Here is an 18211-nt window from a genome sequence, read left to right on the forward strand (position 1 = left end):
TAATTTTCACTCACCGGCAGTATCGTTCATAATTGTCTGTTTTTCAATAGTTTCTTCTATTATATACTGACACGTTAGAAGTCTAACCTTATTCAAAGAAAAAAGGCCAGAAAACAGCTCTGACCTTTTTTGTCACAATTTATGAAATTGTGACTTCTTCTTTTTTAGTATAACGTAACACCGGTGTACGGGCAGCACGTGTTTCGTCTAAACGGCTGATTACTGTAGTATGCGGTGCTTCTTGAACGATCGATGGATTATCGATTGTTTCTTGAGCAATTTGAATCATTGCATCACAGAATGCATCCAATGTTTCTTTCGATTCTGTTTCTGTTGGCTCGATCATAATTCCCTCTTCCACGTTTAACGGGAAGTAAACTGTTGGTGGATGGTAGCCAAAGTCAAGAAGGCGTTTTGCGATATCCAATGTACGAACACCTAATTTTTTCTGACGACGGCCTGATAACACGAATTCGTGCTTACAGTGACGGTCATACGGTAAATCAAAGTGCTCTTCCAAGCGGCGCATCATATAGTTTGCATTTAATACAGCATATTCTGTTACAGCCTTTAAGCCATCTGGACCCATTGAACGGATATACGTATATGCACGGACATTAATGCCGAAGTTTCCGTAGTATGGTTTCACACGACCGATTGATTGTGGACGGTTATAGTCGAAGTGGAACGTGCCATCTTCTTTTTTCACTAATACCGGCTTCGGCAGGAATGGAATTAAATCCGCTTTTACTCCTACAGGACCTGAACCCGGACCACCGCCACCATGTGGACCTGTAAATGTTTTGTGTAAGTTTAGGTGAACACAGTCAAAGCCCATATCGCCAGGACGTGCTTTACTCATAACAGCGTTTAAGTTTGCGCCGTCATAGTAAACCTTACCGCCGACACCATGCACGATTTCAGCCATTTCTAAAATGTTTTCTTCAAATAAACCTAAAGTGTTCGGGTTTGTCAGCATTAATGCTGCTGTATCCGGACCGACAACACGGCGTAAATCTTCAAGATCCACTAAGCCGTCATCACCTGATTTAATTGTGATTGTTTCAAAGCCTGCAACTGTAGCAGAAGCCGGGTTTGTACCGTGAGCCGAATCCGGTACAATTACTTTGTTACGGTGACCTTCACCATTTGCCTCATGGAATGCACGGATCATCATTAATGCTGTCCATTCACCATGTGCGCCTGCTGCTGGCTGTAATGTTACTTCATCCATACCTGTAATTTCCTGAAGGGATGTTTGAAGATCATATAATAATTCCATTGCACCTTGTACTGTTGACTCATCCTGTAATGGGTGAACATTGGCAAAACCAGCGTAGCGTGCAACCGTTTCATTGATTTTCGGATTGTATTTCATCGTACATGAACCAAGCGGGTAGAACCCTGAGTCTACACCATGGTTACGGCGTGAAAGTGCTGTATAGTGACGCATAATATCTAATTCTGCAACTTCCGGCAATTCAGCCGCTTCTTGACGTACTAACTCTTTTGGAAGCAGTTCTTCAAGATCAAAATCAGGAACATCCAATGGCTCTAAGTTGTAGCCGACACGACCTGGTTTTGTAATTTCGAAAATGAGTGATTGGTTTTCGTTATGCATTGTAAGCCCCCATTTCTGCAACTAATTGCTCGATTTCTTCTTTTGTACGGATTTCCGTAACAGCAATGAGTGCATGATTTTCTAATTCAGGATAAACACGACCTAAGTCAAAACCGCCGATAATGCCTTTTTCGATTAATGCTTTGTTTAGCTCTGTCACATTATGATTTGTCTTAACGACGATTTCGTTGAAGTGTGCGCCTTGATAAACAACTTCAAAACCAGCTGCTTCAAAGGCATTTTTAGCAAAGCGTGTCTTCACGATATTTTGTTTTGCCATTTCCTGCATACCTTGTTTGCCAAGAGCTGTCATTGCTACTGAAGAAGCAAGTGCAAGTAATGCCTGGTTAGAACAAATATTAGATGTCGCTTTGTCGCGACGGATGTGCTGCTCACGCGCTTGTAATGTTAATACATAACCACGGCGACCCTCTTGGTCTACTGTTTCCCCAACAAGACGGCCAGGTACTTTACGCATTAATTTATTCGTTACCGCGAAATAGCCACAGTGTGGACCACCGAACGCTTCAGCAATTCCGAATACTTGTGCATCCCCAACTGTAATATCGGCACCTAATTTTCCTGGAGGTGTTAATACGCCAAGAGCTAACGGGTTAGCAGATACGATAAACAATCCTTTTGCATCGTGTGTAATGTCTGCAAGCGGCTGTAAGTTTTCAATTTGACCAAAGAAGTTTGGATATTGAACAATAACACCGGCTGTTTGATCATCGATTAAGCCTTTTAATGCTTCGATGTCTGTCACACCGTCTTTTGCAGGAATAGTAACAACTTCAATTGATTGTCCTGTTGCATACATTTTCACAACATCGTGATATTCTGGATGGACAGTTCCTGAAACGAGTAATTTACCGCGACGTGTATGGCCTGCAGCAAGCATACCTGCTTCTGCCAATGCCGTACCGCCATCGTACATAGAAGAGTTTGCAATATCCATACCTGTCAGTTCCGCAATCATCGTTTGGAATTCAAAAATAGCTTGAAGTTCACCTTGAGAAATTTCCGGCTGATAAGGTGTGTAGGCTGTATAAAACTCTGAACGTGAAATAACGTGATCGACAATTACCGGTTTATAGTGATTGTAGACTCCTGCACCTAAAAATGAGACATTACTTGCTGTATCTTTATTTTTTGAAGCAAGTTGTGCCAGTTCTTTCATTAAAGCAGCTTCAGACTTTGCAGGTTTAATATTGTAGCTTCCTTGGAAGCGAACTTTTTCAGGAATATCCTCGAAAAGTTCATCAATTGTCGCAACCCCGATACGGTCTAACATTTCTTGTTTATCTTGTTCCGTCATTGGTAAATAACGATGTTTCATTGTTAACCCTCTTTTCAAAAGTTTTATCCCGCAATTAACGGGTAGATTGAAGTTTCACTTTATTTTGCACGCTTGTAAAATGGTGTTTCTACTACAACTGCTTTTGCTCTATTTTTTCGTACTTCGATTTCTAATTCAGTTCCAACTTCCGTGAATTTTGCGTCAATTAAAGCTAAACCGATATTGCGCTTTGTCATTGGTGACTGAGTTCCTGTAGTTACAAAACCAATCTCTTCACCATCTTTAAATACTTTATAGCCATGACGGGGAATACCTTTATCAATCATTTCGATACCTACAGATTTACGTGTTAGGCCATTTTCTTTTTGGTCAATTAATGCTTGCTGACCGATAAAGAGCGGATCTTTCGCCAATTTCACGGCAAAGCCAATCCCTGCTTCAAGTGGTGAAATTTCTTTTGAAATCTCTTGGCCATATAATGGCAGGCAAGCTTCAAAGCGAAGTGTATCACGAGCGCCTAAACCGGCTGCTACTACACCTTGGTCTTTTCCTGCTTCCAAAATTTTGTTCCACAAGTCAACAATCGCTGCTGGAGCTCCGTAAATTTCAAATCCGTCTTCTCCCGTATAACCTGAGCGCGAGACAAGAACCGAATGTCCGCCTACTTCTACATTGTCCTGGAATTTAAAATATTTGATTGCCGTTAAGTCTGTTGCTGTTAATGTTTGCAGAACTTCCTGTGATAAAGGTCCTTGCAAAGCGATTTGAGCGTAGTCATCTGACAAATTCGCCACTTTGACATCCCCTTCGACATGCTGCTGTAACCATTCGAAGTCCTTTTCAATATTCGCTGCATTGACACATAGTAAATAGCGATTATCTTCCAAACGGTATGTCAGTAAATCGTCCACAACACCGCCATCTTCATAGCAAAGTGCACTATATTGCGCGCCGCCAATTGCAATTTTCGAAATATCATTGGAAAGCATCTTTTGTAAATAAACAAGTGCATCCGGGCCTTCTACAATAATTTCCCCCATATGGGATACATCAAAAAGTCCTGCGCGGTTACGTACCGCATCATGCTCCTCTTTGATCGAAGAAAATTGTACTGGTAACTCCCAGCCGCCAAAATCAACTGTTTTTCCACCATACTTTGCATATTCGTCAAAAAGTGGTGTGCGCTTTAATTCATTTGTCATGTTCATTTCCTCCTTTAATTATGTATGTTCGTTTTGCAATGCAAAGGGGAAAGCAACATTACACCTATCAAAAGTGTAAATCTATCTTTTTATTAGAATCATCAGAATATTAAAAGCCGATTTATCCACAAAAAAAAGACAGACGAATCCCCTTTAGCGAGATTCTCTGTCCTGGCACCTGAAAGTTACACCTGAATTTGATCCTCTATCACAATTTAGGCTTTCCCCTTTGGTGGCTGTTTGTAACAATAGCTATTACAGCACTCTCCAGAGTTGCGTCCAATACGAGTCTTTTTGCCTGAGAGATTCATAGCTTAGCTATTTGCTCCTTCGGCGACGTGACATCACGTTCTCTCCCCGTATCATCATCCGCGTTAGATTATTTACTTCATGTTATTGCTCTTCTTAGCAATATCCTAACATTGAATATAATGCAAACGCAATCTTTTTTTATTTTTATTCAAAATACGAACATTAAGTTTAATTATCGAAAAATCATTCGCCTTTAAGACGTTTTACTTGAAACCCGATATACTCGACAATTTGTCTTAATGTTCTTCCGGCTGTGAGTACTTGTATATGGCCAGCTAGTCGATAACTCCTTCTGCGTTGGTGATACAGATTTTCCAATTCTTGTTCCGATGACGATTGAACAATAGGACGGTTTTTATCATTCCGAATCCGCATATAAATATCTTCAAATTTAGCATCAAGAAAAAATACGAGCCCTGTCTGGCGCATAATTCTCCTGTTTTCTTCATTGACGGCTACCCCACCGCCTGTAGCGATAATGCATGCTTCATCACGAAAATTCTTTAAAAATTCCGTCTCGATTTTTCGGAAGTGTGCTTCGCCGTATTTCTCAAAAATTTCAGGAATTGTCATACCCTGCTGACGTACAATTTCGTGATCCATATCGTAATACGGCATTTTCAAGAAAAAACTTAAACGTCTACCAATCGCACTTTTTCCGCAACCCATAAATCCTACTAAATAAATTTTACGCATGCTGTTCACCTTCTTCTAATTACGGACTACTTTATCAATTACACCTCTACCTATTCTTTCGTTTCCATTTTGCGTTTTAACACAAATATTTTTGTATCAAACAAAACCGCATGATGTGACATTTTTTCGACTTTGCAAAAAGAAGTCGAACTTTAAGGTAAATTTAGTATATTTATCGTAGCACGAACGTAAATAGATTCCAATGAATTATATACTTTTATTTGCGCAAAATATGCATTTGTATAGAAAACAGCAGCACCAGAAACGATGAACAATAAAAATACAGCCAGTAAAAATAATGCACCCTTCTCATTCTGGAGGCAATGGCAATACGAGATCTCTTTCTCGCTTTGTTCCATTTTTCATCACTACCCTCATATTCACTTCATTTTCAACAATCGTCAGTTCCCATTCCTTAACAAAAGGCAGCATAATCTCATTTCCCCCTTTATTCGACCTTTTACGCAAATGCTCTTCTGACTTATCAAAGACAAACAACCGCTCCTCGGGATCATTTAACATTTCCAATTGCAGCATATTAGAATTGAGTACCCTACCAGATGCGGAATTCATATTGTATTGATGAATATCATAAACGAACAATTCCCAGTTCACCTCATCTTTCATCTTCTCAAGCTGTTGAAGATCCCGAACCCATATGAGGATAAGTAGGCTAATTGCGGTAAAAAGCACAAACACGGTTAACTGAAACAAGCTTTCCAGTAGTGTAAACCCCCGCTCACTTAATGTTTGCTTGAAATTCATACACAAAGTTCCTCTTCTTTTTCATTGTTGTCATAACGGACGCATATTCGGTGTCCGTCGTAATTCCATTGAAACTGCATGCCATCAATTTGTTGTGTACCGGCTGATTGACCATACCTTTTATACTTCATCGCTCCTATATAAGCCACTTCCGCTGCATGGGCTTGTATTTTTTGTATCGCAATTTGCTGTTTCATATTAAACGTGAGCGGTATCATTGTCGACGAGAGGAAAAATAAAATGACGACTGCTAATAGTGTTTCTACAAGAGTTAGTCCTTCCTGGTTCATGAAAAACCTCCTTTTCCAAAATTCTGGCTTTCCCGATATTAATAGAATATTGATAGCTTTTATTCTCAAAATGATATGTCAGTCGTCCAAACGCCTGGACATTTCCTCTTGTATTAAATATCAGCCGGTTATTTGGAGTAGTTAAATACATATCTAGTGGCCGCGCTATTCTGTGATCGAAAACAATAGTAGAAGTATTGCGCTCTCTTACTTGAATCCGGTGACAATTAATAATTTCAAAGCTATGATAGGTTCCGGTCTCAATGGATAGTAATTGTGTCATGCGTATTAACATTTCGTTTTGGCTCATCACCTGTTTTTCTGTATAATCCATTAACGGCTTTTGTGAAAAATACAGAATCGCTGAATTGACTACTAAAAAAATAAAGAGAACGATAAGCATTTCCAGTAATGTAAAACCTTTTTCATCTGTTAACAGTGATTTAACTTTATGCATCATCGTTACGTTTCGCTGTTCGCCGGTCCAACGACTTTTCCGTCCACAATTTTAATTTCAGTATTATCCGGACATCTTAAATCTTCTTCCACAATGTAATCCTCTTCAATTAGATCTGTGACCGAAGACGGATATTCATTATGATTCAGTTTATATGCCTCTACCTGTCCTTGAAGCATCAAAATATAAGCATCACACCCTTTTTCATCAATTGATGCAAAGTGCTTTGAAACGTTTGGAATTGTGACTAATATTAAAATGGAGATGATTAATAAAACAACAAGCATTTCTACTAGCGTAAATCCTTTTTCATTCTTCATCTGTTCCACCCTTTCTTATATAAAATCAATGACATCATACATCGGAATTAAAATACTCAAATAGGCAGCAATAACACAAATGGCAATGATCACAAAAAGCAGCGGCTGAATAATTGCCAGTATTCGTTCAATTATCTTCTGTAGCTTTTCATCCAAAAGCTCACAATATAAAATAAGCTCCCGTCCTAATAAGCCGCTCGCCTCACCATGTGCAATAAAGTGCTCAAACTTCGGATAAAAGTAGCCGACGACTTCCACCGTCCGCTCCAATGAATCGCCAATAAGAATACGTTCTTGAAGTGAACCAGCAATATAGGCAATCTGCTTTTGGTGCTGTTGGGATTTTAAATGATCGAATGCCTTTTGGAGCGAGAAGCCAGCTAATAATAAATTGCCTAAATGGCGAGCAAACTGTCTCGTCAGAAAAAGTCGCCAAAAAAGGCCGATTAAAGGGAGCTTAAACAGTAGATGAAGCTGTAAATCGATTCGCTTCTTACGGATATAATAAACAAAAATGGAAAGAACAATGACCAGAACAATTCCAACTGCAATAATGTAGTCTGGCATATGGAGGAAAAACGTCGACCACTGAATGCTTGCGGACGATTCGCTATGGACGCGGGATGTAATAACAGAAGACATATTCGGCAGAAAGTATTTTCGAAAGGCTAAAAACAATATAATTAAAAATGTAAATAAAATGAGCGGATATGACATCACTTTTATTAGTTTCATTTTCGCCTGCTGTTGAAAAACGAGCTGTTTTGCAACAAGACCAATTGCTTCGCTTAGTTTGCCCGTCGCTTCCGCCAACTCAATAGATACTAAATATTGTGTATCAAGAGAAAGTAGCTGAAAAACTTGTGTTACACTACCACCCCCACGCAATATATTCGATATTTCCTCTTGGAGGGGCTCATATTGTTTTACATGATAGGGCAATAGCATTTCGATACTATGGGCAAATGTATAGCCTTCATTTAACAGTGTGGAAATTCGTTGGAGTAATGTAGGGAGCTCTGAGGACTTAATGACAGGTTTTTTAAATAAAGCAGCAGTTGCGGTATTTTTAAGGAGCGGTATATTCATAGTATTCTCCTAGAAGCTTTGCCCTTTGACCTGCCAATGTTTGATCAAACGGTAATGTAAAAGATCTATCTTGGATAATTGATTCAAAGGCAAGCTGTAATTGATCGTCAGTTAAAAATTCAAAAATCGCTTTATAGCCGTTAACCTCCGTTTCGATTAGCCGCTGTGAAACAACCGCTCTAAGCATCTGCCGCATCTCCTCAAGTGAAACCGATAAATCATGAAGCCGGTAAATACAGTTCACCGTATCCTTTGCATGTATCGTTGATATGACGAGGTGTCCGGAGAACGCTGCTTCTATGGCAACCTTTGCCGTTTCCCTGTCCCGAATCTCCCCTAACATAATAACTTCGGGAGAATGCCTTAAAATTGCTTTTAAACCTGCTGAATACGTCATTCCGGCTCGCTCATTCACTTGTATTTGCAATAGCTGCTCTTGTCTGCTTTCCACTGGATCCTCCAATGATATGACGTGACGGGATAAATGCTGTGAACAATATTGGAGCAGTGAATATAATGTTGTCGTTTTGCCGGTTCCGGTCGCACCGCTAATCAAGATTAACCCGCCTTCAAGACTGGCCAATTGATACAGCTGTTCAACACTTTCCTGGAAATGACATAAAGTCTGTAAGGGGACGGTATAATTTTGACGTAATATTCGAACGGCTAAACTTTCTTTAAAGAAGCTGGAAGGTAATGTGGAAATACGGAACGCATACATGGACTGGTCAATAAATTTTTGGAAGGAACCACTCTGAGGCTTTCTCTTTTCACTAATATCAAGCGAAGAAAGAAATTTAAAATAGGAAATCATACGGGTAGCAAGCTCTGTAGGAAGTTCATCTTCCTTTTCAAAACGGCCGTATTTTCTCATTAATAAATCATAGCACCCTTCTCTGGGGAGTAAATGGATGTCGGTCACATTAAGCTGCGCTGCATTAGATAAAAGCTCAAAACATTTTTGTTCAATGATTGATAATGGTTTAATCGAAATCACCCCTTTATTTAAGATGACTCCATTATAAATGGATTGTCTAGTATTTTATATAAAAACAGATAAAATTTCTTTTTAATAGGAATTTTCTTTCTATATCAACAAATTCACTAATAATTCATGTAGAATATTAGTTAAGCTAGCATTTTTAAATTTTAAATTTTTACCGTATTGGGGGTTTATATATGATTCATCCGATTAAAATTTCTAGCACTTTTGCCGATGAAACCCGGTTTTCCATTTATGAATTTATGTTACAGCAAAAGCAATTTTTATCCGTTCAAGATATTGCAGATCAATTTAAAATCCACTCCAATGTAGCACGCCTGCATTTAACGAAACTTGCAGAAATCGGTGCCATAACATCAGAACATTTAAAAACCGGAAAAGGCGGACGACCTGGAAGAGTATATAAAGCAAAGCAAGAAGGAATCAATTTAAGTATTCCTCGACGCGAGCCATCTTCATTAGTTAAATGGTCACTTGAACTTATTCGCGAGCTTGGTGAAGATGCTCTGAGTAAAGCACAGGAAATCAGTTACCGTGACGGAAAACAATCGATGCTTGAACAAATGAATTCACATAAACGAAAATCTCCCTATACATTTGATGAGAAATTGGCCATGTTAACTAAAAGTGCGACATTAATAGGTTATATACCGGAAGTTATTGAAGATAATCAATCCAAATCCATTATATTCTCACTTTTCAACTGTCCCTTCCAGGAACAGTTAATGAACTACGGAGAAATTGTATGCCAACTCCATGAATCCTTTTTGTATGGACAAGTTGATACACTGTTTGAAAGTCATGAAATTACAAAAATAGAAAGTATGGTACATGACTGTGACTTCTGTAAATACAAAATTTCCGTTCACAATTAATGGAAAAATTATTCATTTGTCACAACTCTTCCATATCTCGCAGTTTACATTATCCAGAAACTTGATTTATAATGAATGAGAGACTATTCTATTTTTTTAGAAAAGGAGGGATATTTCATGAGCAATATGTATAAAGTTATGGCATTCTGGACTGCTATTTTTGCCGTTATGTTCTACCTTGGAGGTATGAACGAGGTTTCGCTATTATTCGTAGGTAATACAGGTTTATTTTTATTATTAGGCTTCTTAAATCTTTCAGAACGCATGTACATGTACATTTTTGGCGCATACTTAACTGTTTTCTTCGCCGGTTTCACCTATTACACAACATTCATACACACTCCAGGTGGCGGACATTAAAAAACGACACGCTCTTCAATCGAGAGCGGTCGTTTTTTCATTTACATAGGGATAATTAAAAGCCATTTAAAAACGGGTTGGAATCCATTTCAGCAGCTGGTGTCGTATAATCACCATGCCCCGGATATATAATTGTATCTTCCGGTAATGATAATAGCTTATCGTGAATCGATTTTAGCAAGACATTCATGGACCCACCGATCAAATCAGTACGTCCAATGCTTTGTTCAAATAATGTATCGCCTACAATCGCAAAAGCATCATCTTTGAAAATAAAGGATACACTTCCCGGAGAATGTCCTGGTGTATGGGCTACCGTAAAGGTAAACGCACCGATAGTCATTTCTCCTTCTTTTCGGATAATATGTTCTCCATCGGGTTTTTTAACAATATAATTTGGCAATTCCGCATATTTGCCCGAACCATTTTTCATTGGATCAGCAAGCCATTCCACTTCTTTTTCATGTACATACAGCGGAATATTATATATTGCCCGTACCGCATCCACTCCACCGATATGATCAAAATGGGTATGGGTTAATAAAATCGCTAATGGATTCAAGCCATTTTTACGTAATTCATTTACAATACGTGCCCCTTCTTCACCTGGATCAAAAATTAAACAGTCTTTTTCTTTATTGCTTACAATATAGCAATTAGTTTGTATCGGTCCAAGACTATATTTTCTAACATTTAACATGGATTATCACCTCAGTTTCCATTATACATTTTTTCAATCGTTCTGATAGAGAAAGTTATCGTTCAAACAAACGCCACTTTTAGTTCTCGACAAACGATTTGGAAACCTTTACAATAAAAGAGGAATATTGTTGAGACATTTTTTGGAATGTTGAAAGGAGTGTCAATTTTTTATGAACTTATTAATGGTTATTTTTGGTTTAGTTGCAATTTTTGGCGTAATTGGCATATTCCAATCAATCAAAGAAAAAAACCTTTTAGCTGCTGCTTTTAACGCTTTAGCTGCAGGTGTTTTCGGTTGGTTCGTCATTATGACGGTTTTAAATCAAGGCTATCCACCAACCCACTAATTGCAACCAAAAAACGTATTGCTACACTAGCAATACGTTTTTTATATGAAGAAAAAAAGCTGCTCCCGAATTTCTTCGGGGCAGCTTTCATTATTTATAATTCGTATCAATCAGCAGATTTCCTGTTTCTGTATCATAGAAACGCAACAGGTCACCATTAATAATTTGATCCGAGTATTCTAATTCTTGCGTTGCACGATCAATAAATGGCTGACACGCTTCCGTATCAATTGCTTCTCCCGACTCCCGGTCGTAGCATACTTCACCTGCATATACATATTTATCTGTTACAAAGCGACCATCACGGAAGATAACGAAATCCTCATGCTCTTCTGAGAACAGGTCAGCACCTAATTGCATATCTTTTGAAGTCTCAATTCCTAACAGGTGCAGTAATGTAGGACGAATATCCAGTTGACCCGCTACATTATCCATCACTTGTCCATCATTCGAACCAGGGATGTGAATATATAATGGGACAGCCTGTAAAAGTGCACTGTCATATGGTGTAATTTCTTCTTTGTTTAAATATTTTGCCATTGCTTTATTATGGTTTTCGGAAATCCCATAGTGGTCTCCGTACATCACAATAATTGAATTTTCATATAAGCCCTGTTCCTTTAAATCATCAAAGAATTCCTTCACCGATTCATCCAAGTAGCGAACTGTTTGGAAATAACGATTTAAAGTTCCTGAATTTGAATCGTATTCCGGAATCATTATATCTTCCGGATCCAAATAGAACGGATAGTGGTTTGTTAATGTAATTAAACGGCTGTAAAACGGCTGTGGCATTTCTTTCATCAATGCTGCAGATTGTTCAAAGAAAGGAATATCCTTTAATCCCCAGTTTACAGATGTTTCCTCTGTTACATTGTAAGATTCGAGATCATAAAACTGATCTAGTTTGAATGATTTGTAAATCATGTCACGATTCCAAAATGATTTATTGTTCGCATGCATAACATTTGTAAAATACCCATTCTCCCCTAATCGCTCTGCAAAGGAATTATACGTATTTTCACCATGTGTAAAGAATACTGCCCCTCGACCTAAACCATACAATGAGTTTTCGAAAATAAACTCAGAATCCGAAGTTTTCCCTAATCCCGTTTGGTGGTAAAAGTCGCTGAAGTAATACGTATCCTTATCGTTTGTTAATGAATTCAGGAAAGGTGTCACCACTTCCCCATTCATTTCTTCGTTAATAACAAAAGACTGCAATGATTCCAGTGATACGGCAATTACATTTCGGCCTTCATACTTGCCGAACATTTCAACATTAGGTTCCGCCTGGTTAGCACGAACATAGTTGCTTACTTCAACAAGCTCACTCCCGTCAGCCAATGCACGCTGGGCTGACGATTTCGACTGAACATAAACATCGTATAGATGATAGTTGTACGTTCCGATATTTTTCACTAACAGTTCACGATCAAATGCTCGTGTCAATAATTGCGGACGTTCTGTTTCAGCTAAGCCTAAGTTTAAAAACAAAATAGCTGCCGTCATGACAAAGTAAGCTTTACGCGCATCTTTACGAATAGGCAGTAACTGCTCATCCGCTTTCGGTAAAAACTTCACAGCAATAATAATCAGTAAAACATCGACAAAGTAAAATATGTCCATCCAGCTAATAATAGCTGCTGCTGATGTTCCCAACTCTCCAAAATTGCTCGTTTGGAACAAAACAGGCAATGTTACAAAGTCATTATAGAAACGGTAAAAGGCAACATTTCCGTATACTACGAAGGACAGTAAAATACTACTGCCAACAATATAGCGATTTCGTGCTTTTTGTGATTTCAAGAACAATGACAATCCATAGAAGAACAATAAGAAGCTTAATGGATTGATAATCAAAATTAACAATTGCATTGCATTTTCTATCTTCATATCAAAGCTAGTTTCATAAACAATTACAGTTTTAATCCAGGTTGCTATTACGGCAATCGCTAATATCGAATGTTTAGGCCATTTAAAATCTTTCATATCCTATACATCCTCTCTTTACATATTCGATTTTTTTTAAATACATTGTTTTATTTGTGTAAATTCCTTATTCAAACAAAATCTATGTTAAAGCTTTTCAAACAAATCCGCAACATTATTTCGTTTAAACAGATTACATTCATAAAATAGCACTATTATTTAGTACGTATTAACTTCGAAAAGGTTTCGTTAAATATGAAAACAGCGGTTTATTCCCGCTGTAACACTCAGGGTATGTTCATCAAAAAGTCCAAAACCCTAAGTAAACAAGTAACCCTTTATCCGACCTTTACTATTATACGTTAAATTCCAGTTATTTTCCTGCTTTAAGCCTTTGCTCTTCTTGGCGCAAGATTAACAAGGCCATTTGAAAATCTTTCGTCTCGATAAATTTAGATTTATATAATTCCTTAATTTCGTCTTCCATTAAGTACAAATCTCCAATACGGTCCTTTGTATAAATGTAAATGCCGTATTGTTTTAAGATGCCAAGCACATCCAACATTGACTTCATTCTCGTTCCCCCACCATTTATTCGCAGATTATGCGATTTTTGTCTGTAAGTAGTATATGTACCGGAAGATCATGTGATTCTCTCGGTATTTCGTTCAACAGCTGCTCCTCAAACGCCAACGATATCCGCATCCCTTTAAACCCGACTAAATAGCGGTCATAATAACCCCCGCCAAATCCAATACGGTACCCATGACGATCGAATACTACCCCTGGTACAATCATTACATCAATTTGTTCTTTTTCGACCAGTTCCGTTCGTTCAGGTATCGGTTCTAATATATTTTTATAAGCTCGTTCGGTTTCATCAAAACTGTTAATTTTGTAAAACTGCATCGAGCGATCTTTAGGATTACATTTCGGAACTGCAATATATTTATTTAATTTCCATAATTCCTCAATAATAAACGTCGTATCCACTTCCGGCTGGTTTGATAATGTAATTGCGATAATATTTGCTTTTTGAATAGATGGTTCCTGTAATAATTGCTGAGCAATTTCCAATGAACGTTCACGATATGCCTGATCGTTCATTTTGGACAATTTTTCCTGCACTTTTATACGATAGTCTCTTTTCTCCAAACAAATCCCTACTTTCAATAAAGCTGTTTTAAGTTAAACATTACTATCATAAATCAAATTTGTTGAATCATCATAGTAAAATTTAAGAGGGTAGCAAGTAAAAAGCCAAAACCAACGAGTGGTTTTGGCTAAATGAGCGATTATTACTTTGTTTCACGGTGAAGAGTGTACTTCTTCTCGCGAGAGCAATATTTTTTAAGTTCAAGACGCTCTGGATTGTTACGCTTGTTCTTTTTTGAAATGTAGTTACGTTCGCCGCAGTCTGTGCAAGCTAAAGTAATGTTTACGCGCATCATTAACCCTCCCACTCTAAATTAAGAATAAATTTATTTGAGCATGATTTATACGACTTACCTATTATAACACACTGTTTCAAAAAATCTAGTATGATTTCTTAATAAGTTTTACTATGTTAAAATAAAGGGAATCTGCAGTAGGAAAACGCATTTCCTATTATAAAAATTGCTTGTTTCCTGTCTAAACTAAGAAATAGATTAAATGAAATGGAGGATTTCATATGGGACTTTCTTCAATATTAATGATTGCCGGTATTGCTGTCATTATTATATCCCTATTATTTAAAGATAAATCAGCACGTGTTGAAAAAGATGTAGAAGATTTATCAATCAATATTTATCAAGAAACGAATGCTTTAAAACGACGCGTAAAAGCATTGGAAGAGGAACTGCTTGTAGAACCTAATTTTCAAGTAAGAAAACCTTCTTCTGTCCAACAAAACTCAGAGCAGCAAGCAGCGTTTTCATCTTTTCAGCAAGTGGCAGCACAAGTAAAAGCGGCTCAAAGCAATGGAACGGCTCCTAAAGTTAATCCGCCAAAAAGCACGAAGCCTATTAACGGCATTCTAGTTAGCCAAGTGCTCGCTCTCAATAGTCAAGGTCTATCGATCGAGGAGATCAGTAAACGCTCCACATTATCACATGCCCAAATCCATTCGATTATAGCAAATGGAGGTCAACAATGAAATCATCGTTGCGAGCATTTGGTATCGGTCTTTTTGTGGCAGGTGCGTGCATGGCATTGTTTGACCAGCTCCCTTCTGATTCCAATGAGAAAGAGATCGCCGCTTATGAGAAGCAAGTAAAAGACTATGAAAAACAAATTGCTGAACTTTCAAAACAGTTAATGGAGCAAAATCCGGTATCCGCCGATCCATCAAAAGTGGACAAGCAAACGAATAGTGCAACCGCTGAGAACACTTCTGTTACAAAAAAAGAAACTGATTCAGGTGTTGTTGAAGCGACAATTTATATTTATGAAAATGTTTCAATTTATACAATTGGCCAGCAGGCAGAAGACTTAGGCATTGTAGCAAATGGTCGTGAACTTGAACTTTATTTGTCAAAACCGGAATTTGCACGTTCTATTCAAAAAGGTGCATTTGATCTCCGCTCTGATATGACAATCGAGGAAATTGCCCAAGTGTTAACAGGGCAACCGACCGAATAACTACAAATCGTATCATACAATTCTTCTTCCAAACTATCGATTATTCAAAAGTATTCATGATTGAAGGGATTATATGGACTATATAAAAAAAGGAACAAAAGCTTTTACAATGACCAATATCGCGTTATTTGCTGCAGGTTTTATCACTTTTGCCAACCTATATATTACGCAGCCGTTAATGCCGCAGTTTTCCAATGATTACAATGTATCCCCTGCAGTAGCCAGTTTATCATTATCTGCTGCTACATCCATTCTGGCATTTAGCCTGTTACTATTCGGTTCATTGTCGGAAGCTTGGGGGCGAAAAAAATTGATGACTGCTTCGATTTTTGCGGCTTCCTTTTTAACACTCGCTTTAGCATTTGCTCCCAATTTTGAGACGATTCTCGCATTGCGTATGATTCAAGGTTTTGTATTTGCCGGGGTTCCTGCCATTGGGATGGCTTATTTAGGAGAAGAAATGGATCCTTCCAGCTTAGGCGTGGCAATGGGTCTTTACATAAGTGGAAATGCGATTGGAGGTTTATCAGGGCGTATAATAATCGGTACGATGAGTGATTTGTTCAGCTGGCAGATGGGGATGATTGTGCTTGGGGTTTTAAGCATTATCATCAGCTGCTACTTCGTATGGGCACTACCCGAATCGAAACACTTTACTCCACGCCCATTACAATTCCGATTGCTGACTAAAACACTATTCCAGCATATAAAAGATAGAAGGCTTGTTTTATTGTTCGGGATTGGATTTACTTTAATGGGCAGCTTTGTGACAATGTACAATTATATCGGCTTCAAACTGGTCGAGCCTCCCTATAATTTAAGTATGACATTTGTAAGTTGGCTATTTATTGTTTATTTAGTCGGTACGTGGAGCTCTACATGGTTTGGAAATTTGTCTGATCAATATGGCCGGCAAAATGTTCTATATAGCGGCATTGTCATTATGTTCGTTGGCGTAATGCTCACTTTCCCTATAAGTTTGCCGTTGAAAGTAGGCGGACTCATTATTTTCACTTTCGGATTTTTTGGCGCCCACTCCATTGCAAGCGGCTGGGTCAGTTTTTTAGCCAAAATCGACAAAGCACAAGCATCTTCATTATATTTGTTTGCCTATTATATGGGGTCAAGTATCGGGGGGACAGTAGGCGGTATTTTTTGGATGCACTACGGATGGACAGGCATTGTCCTTTTCATCGGATCGGCACTCGTTCTTACATTTGCTTTTGCAGGCTTCATTCATTACTATCAATCTAAATACGAAAAAATGCAGAGCCCCTAGAAAGTGGCCCTGCATTTTTTTTATTCTCGTATCCATGTCAAACCTAATGTTCCTTCACCCGCATGGACACCTACACAGGCAGAAAGCGGTGTTGGAGTAAATTGAATTGATGGAAAAGCCTTCAACAACTCTTTTTTCCACTCGATAGCCCCTGCTTCATTATTACAGTGAATAATTGCTACTTCCTTTACAGGTGACTTTAAAATGGCACGTTCAAGTTTTTCGATGACCGCTTTTTTGGCACGATTATCAGCGCGTACTTTTTTCGTTACCTCAACGCCGCCTTCTTTATTGTATTCAATTACGAGTTTAATATTCAGTAAATTACTAAGGAACATGGCCATTCCTGATACACGTCCACTTTTATGCAATTGCTCCAAGCTAGCAGGGATGAAAGCAAGTTCCGCCTTACCACGCATTGCTTCAATTTTCTCAACGATTACTTCTGGCGCATGTCCTTGATTTTCAAGCTCTATCCCGAGAGCCAGCATCACTTGCATTGGATATGAACCAATTTTTGCGTCAATGACATAGCTTTTGAAACCTGCCTGTTCTGCAGCCATTGGAGCACTCAATACTGTTCCTGATAGTTGTTCTGAAGTATGAATGGCAATGGCACAGTCATACCCTTGATCTTTTAGTTTTTCATACAATGCCACATGTTCGCCGAATGCTGGCTGAGATGTTTTCGGATGTTTTGGTGAATTTCTTAATTTATCGTAAAATTCATCGTGCGTCATGTCCACTGTTTCACGAAGAGCACCTTCCTCAAAAACGATGTTCAATGCAAGCACATGAATTGAGTGTTCTTGAATAAAACGTTCTGGTAATAAAGCTGCCGTATCTGTAATCCATGCAATTTTTTTGTTCATTGTAAAACTCCCTGATGTAAAATTTTTATGCCAACCAAAAATGTAAGCGCAATCACAATAATGGCACAGTGACACATGTCATATTTGAATAGATAAGTTCGGTGGCCGTCATTATTTCGACAAGAGTCATATTTTATTTTTGTGTTTTGATGATAGCGATCATTTTA

General features: G+C 38.2%; 22 protein-coding genes and 2 riboswitches. Of the genes, 6 read left to right on the forward strand and 16 right to left on the reverse strand.

The features are described 5' to 3' along the window. Positions 1-139: 139 nt before the first annotated feature. The 10 genes from gcvPB to comGA all read right to left on the reverse strand — a co-directional run bounded on the left by gcvPB (position 140) and on the right by comGA (position 9049). Positions 140-1621, reverse strand: coding sequence for an aminomethyl-transferring glycine dehydrogenase subunit GcvPB (gene gcvPB, locus MHB58_RS12385; RefSeq protein WP_008404345.1), 1482 nt, complete (start codon positions 1619-1621; stop codon positions 140-142). Beyond that, a complete protein-coding gene (gene gcvPA, locus MHB58_RS12390; RefSeq protein ID WP_008404347.1) occupies positions 1614-2960 on the reverse strand; it encodes an aminomethyl-transferring glycine dehydrogenase subunit GcvPA in 1347 nt (448 codons plus the stop codon). Before gcvPA ends, gcvPB begins: the two co-directional genes overlap by 8 nt. A 59-nt stretch (positions 2961-3019) precedes the next feature. Then, a complete protein-coding gene (gene gcvT / locus MHB58_RS12395; protein ID WP_340735340.1) occupies positions 3020-4123 on the reverse strand; it encodes a glycine cleavage system aminomethyltransferase GcvT in 1104 nt (367 codons plus the stop codon). 164 nt (positions 4124-4287) lie between these two features. After that, positions 4288-4396: riboswitch (glycine riboswitch) on the reverse strand. A gap of 3 nt (positions 4397-4399) precedes the next feature. Further along, positions 4400-4492: riboswitch (glycine riboswitch) on the reverse strand. Positions 4493-4618: 126 nt separating this feature from the next. Next, on the reverse strand, positions 4619-5131 hold the full coding sequence (locus MHB58_RS12400; protein ID WP_008404350.1) for a shikimate kinase: 513 nt from the start codon (positions 5129-5131) through the stop codon (positions 4619-4621). A 309-nt stretch (positions 5132-5440) separates the two neighbouring features. Continuing rightward, positions 5441-5896, reverse strand: a complete 456-nt coding sequence (gene comGF, locus MHB58_RS12405; protein WP_340735341.1) for a competence type IV pilus minor pilin ComGF — start codon at positions 5894-5896, stop codon at positions 5441-5443. Further along, positions 5893-6186, reverse strand: coding sequence for a type II secretion system protein (locus MHB58_RS12410; protein WP_340735342.1), 294 nt, complete (start codon positions 6184-6186; stop codon positions 5893-5895). Before MHB58_RS12410 ends, comGF begins: the two co-directional genes overlap by 4 nt. After that, positions 6095-6646 (reverse strand): prepilin-type N-terminal cleavage/methylation domain-containing protein, encoded by a 552-nt coding sequence (locus MHB58_RS20320; protein WP_445683150.1) that lies wholly within the window; start codon positions 6644-6646, stop codon positions 6095-6097. Before MHB58_RS20320 ends, MHB58_RS12410 begins: the two co-directional genes overlap by 92 nt. A 2-nt stretch (positions 6647-6648) precedes the next feature. Next, on the reverse strand, positions 6649-6963 hold the full coding sequence (gene comGC / locus MHB58_RS12415) for a competence type IV pilus major pilin ComGC (protein WP_008404357.1): 315 nt from the start codon (positions 6961-6963) through the stop codon (positions 6649-6651). Positions 6964-6978: 15 nt separating this feature from the next. Beyond that, positions 6979-8052 (reverse strand): competence type IV pilus assembly protein ComGB, encoded by a 1074-nt coding sequence (comGB, locus tag MHB58_RS12420; RefSeq protein ID WP_340735343.1) that lies wholly within the window; start codon positions 8050-8052, stop codon positions 6979-6981. Continuing rightward, the gene (gene comGA / locus MHB58_RS12425; protein ID WP_340735344.1) at positions 8033-9049 is read right to left on the reverse strand and encodes a competence type IV pilus ATPase ComGA; all 1017 of its coding nucleotides are present in this window, start codon (positions 9047-9049) and stop codon (positions 8033-8035) included. Before comGA ends, comGB begins: the two co-directional genes overlap by 20 nt. Positions 9050-9231: 182 nt before the next feature. On the opposite strand from comGA, the gene MHB58_RS12430 reads away from it, so the two are divergent. Together MHB58_RS12430 and MHB58_RS12435 are read left to right on the forward strand one after the other, a co-directional pair. Then, positions 9232-9930 (forward strand): helix-turn-helix transcriptional regulator, encoded by a 699-nt coding sequence (locus tag MHB58_RS12430; RefSeq protein ID WP_008404361.1) that lies wholly within the window; start codon positions 9232-9234, stop codon positions 9928-9930. Between the two features lie 117 nt (positions 9931-10047). Further along, a complete protein-coding gene (locus MHB58_RS12435; RefSeq protein WP_008404362.1) occupies positions 10048-10290 on the forward strand; it encodes a DUF2626 family protein in 243 nt (80 codons plus the stop codon). Between the two features lie 55 nt (positions 10291-10345). Here MHB58_RS12435 and MHB58_RS12440 read toward each other — a convergent pair whose 3' ends face one another. Further along, a complete protein-coding gene (locus MHB58_RS12440; protein ID WP_008404363.1) occupies positions 10346-10990 on the reverse strand; it encodes an MBL fold metallo-hydrolase in 645 nt (214 codons plus the stop codon). Between the two features lie 172 nt (positions 10991-11162). Between MHB58_RS12440 and MHB58_RS12445 the strand changes: the two genes are divergently transcribed. After that, complete coding sequence (locus MHB58_RS12445) at positions 11163-11339, forward strand: DUF2759 domain-containing protein (RefSeq protein ID WP_008404364.1); 177 nt, start codon at positions 11163-11165, stop codon at positions 11337-11339. Between the two features lie 90 nt (positions 11340-11429). Here MHB58_RS12445 and MHB58_RS12450 read toward each other — a convergent pair whose 3' ends face one another. From MHB58_RS12450 to rpmG, 4 genes are all read right to left on the reverse strand, one after another. Further along, a complete protein-coding gene (locus MHB58_RS12450) occupies positions 11430-13331 on the reverse strand; it encodes an LTA synthase family protein (RefSeq protein ID WP_008408518.1) in 1902 nt (633 codons plus the stop codon). Positions 13332-13644: 313 nt separating this feature from the next. Then, positions 13645-13845 carry a YqgQ family protein gene (locus tag MHB58_RS12455; RefSeq protein WP_008408519.1) on the reverse strand — a complete coding sequence of 67 codons (201 nt, stop codon included), beginning with the start codon at positions 13843-13845 and terminating at the stop codon, positions 13645-13647. Positions 13846-13862: 17 nt separating this feature from the next. Then, positions 13863-14426 (reverse strand): 5-formyltetrahydrofolate cyclo-ligase, encoded by a 564-nt coding sequence (locus tag MHB58_RS12460; RefSeq protein ID WP_014823429.1) that lies wholly within the window; start codon positions 14424-14426, stop codon positions 13863-13865. 143 nt (positions 14427-14569) lie between these two features. Beyond that, a complete protein-coding gene (gene rpmG / locus MHB58_RS12465; protein ID WP_008408521.1) occupies positions 14570-14719 on the reverse strand; it encodes a 50S ribosomal protein L33 in 150 nt (49 codons plus the stop codon). A 224-nt stretch (positions 14720-14943) separates the two neighbouring features. On the opposite strand from rpmG, the gene MHB58_RS12470 reads away from it, so the two are divergent. From MHB58_RS12470 to MHB58_RS12480, 3 genes are all read left to right on the forward strand, one after another. Continuing rightward, the gene (locus tag MHB58_RS12470; protein ID WP_087616099.1) at positions 14944-15408 is read left to right on the forward strand and encodes a hypothetical protein; all 465 of its coding nucleotides are present in this window, start codon (positions 14944-14946) and stop codon (positions 15406-15408) included. Next, positions 15405-15893 carry a hypothetical protein gene (locus MHB58_RS12475; RefSeq protein WP_340735345.1) on the forward strand — a complete coding sequence of 163 codons (489 nt, stop codon included), beginning with the start codon at positions 15405-15407 and terminating at the stop codon, positions 15891-15893. The genes MHB58_RS12470 and MHB58_RS12475 overlap by 4 nt, the downstream gene beginning before the upstream one ends. A gap of 73 nt (positions 15894-15966) precedes the next feature. Beyond that, positions 15967-17172: an MFS transporter gene (locus MHB58_RS12480; RefSeq protein WP_340735346.1), complete on the forward strand. Its 1206-nt coding sequence runs from the start codon at positions 15967-15969 to the stop codon at positions 17170-17172. Between the two features lie 20 nt (positions 17173-17192). Here MHB58_RS12480 and MHB58_RS12485 read toward each other — a convergent pair whose 3' ends face one another. Further along, positions 17193-18044 carry a DegV family protein gene (locus tag MHB58_RS12485; RefSeq protein ID WP_014823426.1) on the reverse strand — a complete coding sequence of 284 codons (852 nt, stop codon included), beginning with the start codon at positions 18042-18044 and terminating at the stop codon, positions 17193-17195. Positions 18045-18211 lie beyond the last annotated feature (167 nt).

It is taken from the genome of Solibacillus sp. FSL K6-1554 (assembly GCF_038005185.1).
In the GTDB taxonomy this organism is placed as follows: domain Bacteria; phylum Bacillota; class Bacilli; order Bacillales_A; family Planococcaceae; genus Solibacillus; species Solibacillus silvestris.

Excerpts from the sequence above, each read along its gene's own strand:
- gcvPB (WP_008404345.1), bottom strand. The coding sequence starts at position 1,621 with ATGCATAACGAAAACCAATCACTCATTTTCGAAATTACAAAACCAGGT.
- gcvPA (WP_008404347.1), bottom strand. The coding sequence starts at position 2,960 with ATGAAACATCGTTATTTACCAATGACGGAACAAGATAAACAAGAAATG.
- gcvT (WP_340735340.1), bottom strand. The coding sequence starts at position 4,123 with ATGACAAATGAATTAAAGCGCACACCACTTTTTGACGAATATGCAAAG.
- MHB58_RS12400 (WP_008404350.1), bottom strand. The coding sequence starts at position 5,131 with ATGCGTAAAATTTATTTAGTAGGATTTATGGGTTGCGGAAAAAGTGCG.
- comGF (WP_340735341.1), bottom strand. The coding sequence starts at position 5,896 with ATGAATTTCAAGCAAACATTAAGTGAGCGGGGGTTTACACTACTGGAA.
- MHB58_RS12410 (WP_340735342.1), bottom strand. The coding sequence starts at position 6,186 with ATGAACCAGGAAGGACTAACTCTTGTAGAAACACTATTAGCAGTCGTC.
- MHB58_RS20320 (WP_445683150.1), bottom strand. The coding sequence starts at position 6,646 with ATGATGCATAAAGTTAAATCACTGTTAACAGATGAAAAAGGTTTTACA.
- comGC (WP_008404357.1), bottom strand. The coding sequence starts at position 6,963 with ATGAAGAATGAAAAAGGATTTACGCTAGTAGAAATGCTTGTTGTTTTA.
- comGB (WP_340735343.1), bottom strand. The coding sequence starts at position 8,052 with ATGAATATACCGCTCCTTAAAAATACCGCAACTGCTGCTTTATTTAAA.
- MHB58_RS12430 (WP_008404361.1), top strand. The coding sequence starts at position 9,232 with ATGATTCATCCGATTAAAATTTCTAGCACTTTTGCCGATGAAACCCGG.
- MHB58_RS12435 (WP_008404362.1), top strand. The coding sequence starts at position 10,048 with ATGAGCAATATGTATAAAGTTATGGCATTCTGGACTGCTATTTTTGCC.
- MHB58_RS12440 (WP_008404363.1), bottom strand. The coding sequence starts at position 10,990 with ATGTTAAATGTTAGAAAATATAGTCTTGGACCGATACAAACTAATTGC.
- MHB58_RS12445 (WP_008404364.1), top strand. The coding sequence starts at position 11,163 with ATGAACTTATTAATGGTTATTTTTGGTTTAGTTGCAATTTTTGGCGTA.
- MHB58_RS12450 (WP_008408518.1), bottom strand. The coding sequence starts at position 13,331 with ATGAAAGATTTTAAATGGCCTAAACATTCGATATTAGCGATTGCCGTA.
- MHB58_RS12455 (WP_008408519.1), bottom strand. The coding sequence starts at position 13,845 with ATGAAGTCAATGTTGGATGTGCTTGGCATCTTAAAACAATACGGCATT.
- rpmG (WP_008408521.1), bottom strand. The coding sequence starts at position 14,719 with ATGCGCGTAAACATTACTTTAGCTTGCACAGACTGCGGCGAACGTAAC.
- MHB58_RS12470 (WP_087616099.1), top strand. The coding sequence starts at position 14,944 with ATGGGACTTTCTTCAATATTAATGATTGCCGGTATTGCTGTCATTATT.
- MHB58_RS12475 (WP_340735345.1), top strand. The coding sequence starts at position 15,405 with ATGAAATCATCGTTGCGAGCATTTGGTATCGGTCTTTTTGTGGCAGGT.
- MHB58_RS12480 (WP_340735346.1), top strand. The coding sequence starts at position 15,967 with ATGGACTATATAAAAAAAGGAACAAAAGCTTTTACAATGACCAATATC.
- MHB58_RS12485 (WP_014823426.1), bottom strand. The coding sequence starts at position 18,044 with ATGAACAAAAAAATTGCATGGATTACAGATACGGCAGCTTTATTACCA.